Genomic DNA, 6587 nt, shown 5'->3' with positions numbered 1-6587 from the left:
CAGGTCGGCGGGCGAGTCGACGACCTCGGCGCGCGCCGTGCGGACCCCCGCCGCGGCCATGACGTCCTTGGCGAAGGCCTTGGAGCCCTCGATCCGGGCGGCCTCGGCCGAGGGACCGAACACCGGGACGCCGGCCGCGCGGAGGGCATCGGCCACCCCCGCCACCAGCGGCACCTCGGGGCCGATGACGACCAGGTCCACCTCCAGCCGCCGTGCCAACGCGGAGACCGCCGAGGGATCCGTCACCGACGCGTCGTGACACGTGGCCTGCACCATGCCGGGGTTGCCCGGCGCGGCGTGGAGCTCCGTCACCGCGGGGTCCGCGGCGAGGGCGACGAGGATGGCGTGCTCACGGGCACCGGAACCGATCACGAGAATTCGCACAGCGACCACAGTAGTCGCGCCCCCCGGGCGACGTGACCCGGCACGGCCGGTGCGGGCGTCGTCGGGTGGACCTCAGCTCGGCAGGTCGGTCGCGATCCCGTCCGGCAACGTGGCCTCATCGCGGACCCGCAGCCCCTCCGCGGTGAGCATGTCCGTCATGCAGAGATCGAGCGTGCGCGCCGTCGCGTGGTCCGCCTCCGGGGTCCCCATCGGCTTGAGCCCGAACATCGCGTGCGAACAGAGGCCGTCGATCCCCGCCCACAGGACGCGCTGGTCCCTGATCCTCGTCCCCGGACGGAAGATCCCCGCGGCGATCCCGCGGTCGACGATCTGCTGCATGATGTCGGTGACATCCGACGCAGCGAACCCGACCGTCGGCGACTCCCCCAGAGTCTCGATCATCATCCGCGCCCAGGCGGGCTCCGCGACCGTGAACGCCACGATCGCGATCCCCGCGTTGCGGAGGTCCAGGTAGGCCGCGAGCCCCGGGGCCGACTCCGCGCCGGTGACCCCCGGGAGGGCGACACGCTCACCCATCGCGGCGAACCCGCGGGCCGAGACCTCCTCGACCAGCTGCTGCCGGTTGGTGAAATGTCGGTAGGCGGCGGTGGCCGACACCCCGATGACCGGCGCGATCTCCCGCAGCACGATCGCCTTCTCCCCCGAGGACCTCGCCCGCGTGGTGGCCTCGTGGATGATCGCGTTCCGCAGGTCACCGTGGTGGTAGGACTTCTTCTTGACGGTGTCGTCTGCCGTCGGTGCCGTTGCCTCGATCATCTGCCGTCCCTCCGCCATCCTCTAAGGACCGTTCGCCGCTCGTTGTCCGGGTGGCGTACCCCTCATTACACCACGAGCCACCGCGCATCAGCGGCAACCGGCCGCCCCGGGTACGTAGGCTGGGAGCATGTCGACCGTTTTCAGCAAGATCATCTCCGGTGAGCTGCCGGGCAGGTTCGTCTGGGAGGACCCCGAGGTGGTCGCCTTCCTCACGATCGCGCCCGTCGCGGCCGGCCACACCCTCATCGTCCCGCGAGAGGAGATCGACCGCTGGACCGACCTCGACCCCCGGCTGTGGGCGCGGCTCAACGAGGTCGCCCAGGCGGTCGGCGAGGCCGTCGTCGAGGGTTTCGGGGCGTCGCGGGCCGGCTATCTGATCGCGGGTTTCGAGGTCCCACACACCCACATCCACGTCTTCCCCGCCGACGACATGTCCGGCTTCGACCTGTCCCGCGCGGACCCCGACGCCCCGGCGGAGGAGTCGGACGCGGCGGCCGCGACGATCCGTCGCGCTCTGCGGGAACTCGGCCACGACGAGTTCGTTCCCGGGGACTGACCGGCCCACCCCGACTCGCCGCCCCGGTGGTCGGGTCGGGCGGGTGACCGGCTCAGTGCCCGAGTGCGCGCGCCACCTCGCTCATGTCCAGGTAGTCACTCCATTCCCGCACCAGGCCGTCACGCAACGTGAAGAACGCGCCCGCGCTGAGCTCGACGGCCTGCCCGTTGATGGTGAGGAACATGGTCCTGCTCATCGCGACGGTGTCACCCGATGCCATGACCCGGTGAATCTCGACACGCACGTTGGTGGCGACCTCTCGGTTGAACTCCATCAGGTGCGCCACTCCCTCTCGCCCGCGCGCCTCATGAGACCCCTCGATCCGCAACACGATGTCGGGCGTGCACAGAGCGGTCGTCGTGGTCACATCCCCCCGGAACCTGGCTTCGACGAGCGCCCTGACCACCGCGGCGGCGTCGACTTGATGCTCCTCCCGGTCCACCGGACCGCCCCCGTTCACCGTCTACTCCGCGATCGCGTTCAGTGTGCGCAAGTCCTTGTAGTCCTCCCAGCGCGTGACCACACCGTCCGCGACATCGACGAAGGCCAGTGCCGGGATCTCCACGCCGCCCTCGGGCAGGGTGTAGGTCTCGAGTCGCCGGAGGGCAACGGTCCCCGCTTGCGCCACCACCGACAGGACGGCCACGTCGAGGAACCCGGACATACGGGCGACATCCTCGATGATGTCACGCACTCCGTCGTGCCCCTCGTAGAGACGGAGGTGGCCGCCGTTGGAGTAGACGATCGACGGCGAGGAAAGTGCCAGCGCGGCGTCCACGTCACATGAGGTGACCGCGCGCATCCACGCCTCGGCGATCCGCCGGGTGGACTCAGCGTCCACGCCCCCGTCCACGTCTCCGGAGTCCTCGCCGTCGCTGAACACCTGCCACATCCTACTCAGAAACCTGAGAAAACTAAACGTATACCGCCCGCGTGCGTGGCGTGCACTCCCGGCTCCACCGGGCGGCGGGTGAGAGCTGGAGACGAGACTTGAACTCGCAACCGCCCGATTACAAGTCGGGTGCGCTACCAATTGCGCCACTCCAGCACGGCTCCGGCACGGCCGGGGTCCGGGTCACATCCTAACCGGACCCCGGGCCGCGCTCTCGACCGCCGCGGTCTTGACTACGGTGTCCACGTGGAGATCCGCGACGCACCCGCACCGTTCACCCGCCCCCTGGCGTGGCTGGGTCTGCGCAAGTCGACGATGGACCTGGCGGTCGAGCCGCCCCTGTCCCCGATGGCACCGGTCGACCTGGACGACGACGGCGCCGTCACCGACGTCCTGAACCTCGCCCTGGAGATCGCCGGCATCCTCCTGTCCTCCGGAGAGGGCGCGGCGGACACCGTCGCCCAGGGGGAATCGGTCGCGGCGGCGTTCGGCCTGCCGGGCGCCACCGTCGAGGTCACCTTCACCTCGTTGACCATCGGCGTGAACCGCCGACGTGGTCGCCCGCCGATCTCCGTCATCCGGGTGGTCAATTACCGCACGATCGACATGACCCGGGTGACCCGTGTCGCCCGGCTCATCGACCTCATCGTGCGGCGCCAACTGACCGTCGAGCAGGCCACGGCGGAGGTCGAGCAGATCATCGCCTCCCCGCACCCCCACTCGTTCCGGGTCGCGGTCCTGGGGTGGGCGATGCTCGGTTGCGCTGTCGTCATCCAACTGGGTGGCAGCCCGCTCGCCGGACTCCTGTCCATGGTGTCCACGTTCGCGCTGATGTACGCCAACCGCTATCTGGACGGCCACCGCCTCCCGAAGTTCTTCCAGCAGATCGTCGGGGGGTTCATCGCGGCCGCCTGGGCGCTGTTGGCCTACGTGTTCCTGAGCGACAACTTCGTGGACATCCAGCCATCCACACTCGTCGCCGCGGGAATCATCGTGCTCCTCGCGGGGCTCACGCTCGTCGGCGCGATCGAGGACGCCATCACCGGGTTCCCCGTGACGTCGGCCGGCCGCGGCGTGGAGACGATGATCCTCACCGGAGGGGTTCTCGGCGGCATCACGATCGCCCTGGCGGTGTTCGCGCGGCTGGGCATGTCCCCGCCCCCCATCGACCCGACCATCTCCGGCAACGCGCCCCTGTATCTCGCCGTCTTCGCGGCGGGGGTCGGGGCCGCCGGCTTCGCGGTGGCCAGTTACGCCACCGTGCGTGCGACGTGGCTCGCCGCGGCGGTCGGGGCGATCGGGATGGTCATCTTCCAGGTGGTCACGACGACCGGGCTGGGCGTGGTGGTGGGTTCCGCGCTCGCGGCCTGTGCGATGGGGTTGTTCGGCGGCATCCTCGCCCGTATCGCGACCGTCCCGCCACTGATCGTGACCATCGCGGGGATCACACCACTCCTACCCGGGCTGTCCGTCTATCGGGGACTGTCGGCCCTCACCAGTGACCAGACCGGTATCGGTGTGGGACTGATGTTCCAGGCCCTGGCGATCGCGGTGGCCCTGGCGGCCGGCATCGTGTTCGGCGAATGGGTCACGCGTAATCTGCGCAGGTCCGCCGCCGCCGACCAGTGACGTAAGATGACGTCGGACGCCTGAGCCCACACGGGCCCTGCGTCCCATACCGACCACGGGAGGACACACATGGCATCCGCCGCAGCGGCCAGCAAGGAGCCCGAGCTCGACGTCGACCTCGAGCCCGTCGCCGACGAGACCGCATATCAGGCCCAGAGGATCGTGGCCTCGTACGCCGCAGACGCCGACGAGTGCCTGATGCTGCTCGAGATGCTCGGGATCGGCCCCGAGAAGGTCGACCCTGCCGACGTCGACTAGCCGCATCACAGCGATCACGGAAGGGACGGGGATGACGCGCGCGACCGAGCAGACGCCACCGGACGCCGGTGCGGACTTCGTCGTCGTCGCCAATCGGCTACCCGTCGACCTCGTCCGTGACAAGGACGGCCGGGAACACTGGAAGGCCAGCCCCGGTGGGCTGGTGACGGCCCTGGAGTCCATCCTCAAGGCCAACCACGGCGCCTGGGTGGGTTGGCCCGGCGTGGCGGACGCCGCCCCCGAGCCCTTCGACGCCGACGGCATCCGGCTGCACTCGGTCACACTGTCCGCCGAGGATGTCGGGCTCTACTACGAGGGGTTCTCCAACGGCACGCTGTGGCCGCTGTTCCACGACGTGGTGGTCCCCCCCGAGTACCACCGCGAGTGGTGGAACGCCTACGTCGCGATCAACCGCCGGTTCGCCGAGGCCACCGCCGCGGCCGCCGCCACCGACGCCACGGTCTGGGTGCAGGACTACCAACTCCTGCTGGTCCCCCGCCTGCTACGTGAGATGCGCCCCGACCTGACCATCGGGTTCTTCCTCCACATCCCGTTCCCCCCCGTCGAGTTGTTCATGCAGCTGCCGTGGCGCACGGAGATCGTCGACGGGATGCTCGGGGCCGACCTGGTGGGCTTCCACCTGCCCGGCGGAGCCGACAACTTCCGGATCCTCGCCAACCGACTCGGCGGCCACCCCTCCGTTCGGCTGCGTTCGACCCGGGGTCGGGCGTCCGAGATCCGCGTGGACGACCGCAGGGTCCGGGTGGGGGCGTTCCCGATCTCGATCGACTCGGCCGCCATCGACGCCGCCGCCCGCGACCGCGACACCCGCGCCCGCGCGGAACGCCTGCGCACTGAACTCGGCTCACCAGAGATCCTGTTGCTGGGCGTCGACCGCCTCGACTACACCAAGGGGATCGACGTCCGGCTCCGCGCGCTGGAGGAGTTGTTCGAGGAGGGGAGACTCGAGACCGCCGACGTCACCCTGCTCCAACTCGCCACCCCGAGCCGCGAGAGGGTCGAGCAGTACCAGATCATGCGCTCGCGGATCGAGGAGTCCGTGGGCCGGATCAACGGCAGTTTCGGCGAGATCGGGCACCCCGTGGTGACGTACATCCACCGCCCCGTCCCCAAGTCCGAGCTCACGGCGTTCTACGTGGCCGCGGACGTCATGCTGGTCACCCCCGTGCGGGACGGGATGAACCTCGTGGCCAAGGAGTACGTGGCCTCCTGCACCGATGGCGAGGGCGCCCTGGTGCTGAGCGAGTTCGCCGGCGCCGCCGCCGAACTCCGGCAGGCGTACCTGTGCAATCCGCATGACCTGGAGGGGGTCAAGGACGCCATCATGGCGGCCGTCACCGAGGCGGAGGACGACCGTCGTCGACGGATGCGGGCGCTGCGCCGTCAGGTGCTGGGCAACGACGTCCACGCGTGGGCACGACGGTTCTTCGAGACGTTGGACGCCACCTCCGACGAGTGAGTCGACGGTTCCGGGCCCCCGGCCCGGCCGTCTTTAGAGTGCTTCCAGCTCCCCGAGCCTCCACGTGTCGTCGACCCGCACCATCGACACGGTGAGCCGGGAAGCCGAGCTCGCCGCCTCGGGCGCGTCCTTCGTCGACACCATCCGGTTGAGCATGAGCAGAACCGTGACGTTATCGGCGTCCACGACCTCCTGCGGCGCGGCGGCAGCCACCGTCGCGTAGACGCTGGCCTCCTGCTGTTTGGCAGCGGAGGCGACGGTGGGCATGGATTGCTCCACGAACTCCGACAGTGCTGGATCGGCGAGCCGATCCCGCACCGCCGCGAGTTCCGAGTCGACCGTGCGGTGATCGTAGGTGAACATCTGCGTGACGATCTCGCGCGCCGCGTCCGTCGCGGAGGCGGGCGCGTCCGCGACCCGCTGCTCGGTCGCCGCATCTCCCCTGGCCTCGACGTACTGCCAGGAGGTCAGACCGGTGACGACGACGAGGACGGCGGACGCCGCGGCCAGGACCACGGTGAGCCTGCGTCGACGCGACGAATCGAGCGGCTCCCGGGTGGGCCCCGGCGTCGCGCGCGCCCGCTCGGTCCCGGCCGGCTCCGCCTCCCCGG

Annotated in this window: 8 protein-coding genes, 1 tRNA gene and 1 pseudogene; 4 read left to right on the top strand and 6 right to left on the bottom strand. The window is 70.1% G+C overall.

Annotated features, from left to right (window positions below):
* Both G6031_RS06000 and G6031_RS05995 read right to left on the bottom strand, forming a co-directional pair.
* A pseudogene (locus G6031_RS06000) lies at positions 1 to 384 on the bottom strand (phosphoribosylamine--glycine ligase); the annotation flags it as partial.
* Between the two features lie 72 nt (positions 385 to 456).
* Positions 457 to 1161, bottom strand: coding sequence for a TetR/AcrR family transcriptional regulator (locus G6031_RS05995; protein ID WP_107748854.1), 705 nt, complete (start codon positions 1159 to 1161; stop codon positions 457 to 459).
* Positions 1162 to 1288: 127 nt separating this feature from the next.
* Here G6031_RS05995 and G6031_RS05990 point away from each other — a divergent pair, with 127 nt between their 5' ends.
* A complete protein-coding gene (locus G6031_RS05990; RefSeq protein WP_107748802.1) occupies positions 1289 to 1717 on the top strand; it encodes an HIT family protein in 429 nt (142 codons plus the stop codon).
* A gap of 52 nt (positions 1718 to 1769) precedes the next feature.
* Here G6031_RS05990 and G6031_RS05985 read toward each other — a convergent pair whose 3' ends face one another.
* The 3 genes from G6031_RS05985 to G6031_RS05975 all read right to left on the bottom strand — a co-directional run bounded on the left by G6031_RS05985 (position 1770) and on the right by G6031_RS05975 (position 2765).
* Positions 1770 to 2177, bottom strand: a complete 408-nt coding sequence (locus G6031_RS05985) for a nuclear transport factor 2 family protein (RefSeq protein ID WP_304814125.1) — start codon at positions 2175 to 2177, stop codon at positions 1770 to 1772.
* Between the two features lie 3 nt (positions 2178 to 2180).
* Complete coding sequence (locus tag G6031_RS05980; RefSeq protein ID WP_182652751.1) at positions 2181 to 2600, bottom strand: nuclear transport factor 2 family protein; 420 nt, start codon at positions 2598 to 2600, stop codon at positions 2181 to 2183.
* Between the two features lie 92 nt (positions 2601 to 2692).
* Positions 2693 to 2765 (bottom strand) — tRNA-Thr (locus G6031_RS05975).
* A gap of 90 nt (positions 2766 to 2855) precedes the next feature.
* Between G6031_RS05975 and G6031_RS05970 the strand changes: the two genes are divergently transcribed.
* From G6031_RS05970 to G6031_RS05960, 3 genes are all read left to right on the top strand, one after another.
* On the top strand, positions 2856 to 4238 hold the full coding sequence (locus G6031_RS05970; protein ID WP_107748800.1) for a threonine/serine exporter family protein: 1383 nt from the start codon (positions 2856 to 2858) through the stop codon (positions 4236 to 4238).
* Positions 4239 to 4307: 69 nt separating this feature from the next.
* The gene (locus G6031_RS05965; RefSeq protein ID WP_107748799.1) at positions 4308 to 4496 is read left to right on the top strand and encodes a hypothetical protein; all 189 of its coding nucleotides are present in this window, start codon (positions 4308 to 4310) and stop codon (positions 4494 to 4496) included.
* A 31-nt stretch (positions 4497 to 4527) separates the two neighbouring features.
* Positions 4528 to 5976 (top strand): trehalose-6-phosphate synthase, encoded by a 1449-nt coding sequence (locus G6031_RS05960; protein WP_182652750.1) that lies wholly within the window; start codon positions 4528 to 4530, stop codon positions 5974 to 5976.
* Between the two features lie 33 nt (positions 5977 to 6009).
* Here G6031_RS05960 and G6031_RS05955 read toward each other — a convergent pair.
* On the bottom strand, positions 6010 to 6587 hold a 578-nt coding region (locus tag G6031_RS05955; RefSeq protein WP_182652749.1), incomplete at its 5' end, for a hypothetical protein.

It is taken from the genome of Dietzia sp. CQ4 (assembly GCF_014145125.1).
GTDB classification, from domain to species: Bacteria; Actinomycetota; Actinomycetes; order Mycobacteriales; family Mycobacteriaceae; genus Dietzia; species Dietzia natronolimnaea.
The sequence above is the reverse complement of the archived record's forward strand: the minus strand, read 5'-3'. Positions and strand labels throughout refer to the sequence as shown.

What these genes read in the sequence shown, in the direction of transcription:
- G6031_RS05965 (WP_107748799.1), top strand. Translation starts at nt 4,308, where the DNA reads ATGGCATCCGCCGCAGCGGCCAGCAAGGAGCCCGAGCTCGACGTCGAC.
- G6031_RS05990 (WP_107748802.1), top strand. Translation starts at nt 1,289, where the DNA reads ATGTCGACCGTTTTCAGCAAGATCATCTCCGGTGAGCTGCCGGGCAGG.
- G6031_RS05960 (WP_182652750.1), top strand. Translation starts at nt 4,528, where the DNA reads ATGACGCGCGCGACCGAGCAGACGCCACCGGACGCCGGTGCGGACTTC.
- G6031_RS05995 (WP_107748854.1), bottom strand. Translation starts at nt 1,161, where the DNA reads ATGATCGAGGCAACGGCACCGACGGCAGACGACACCGTCAAGAAGAAG.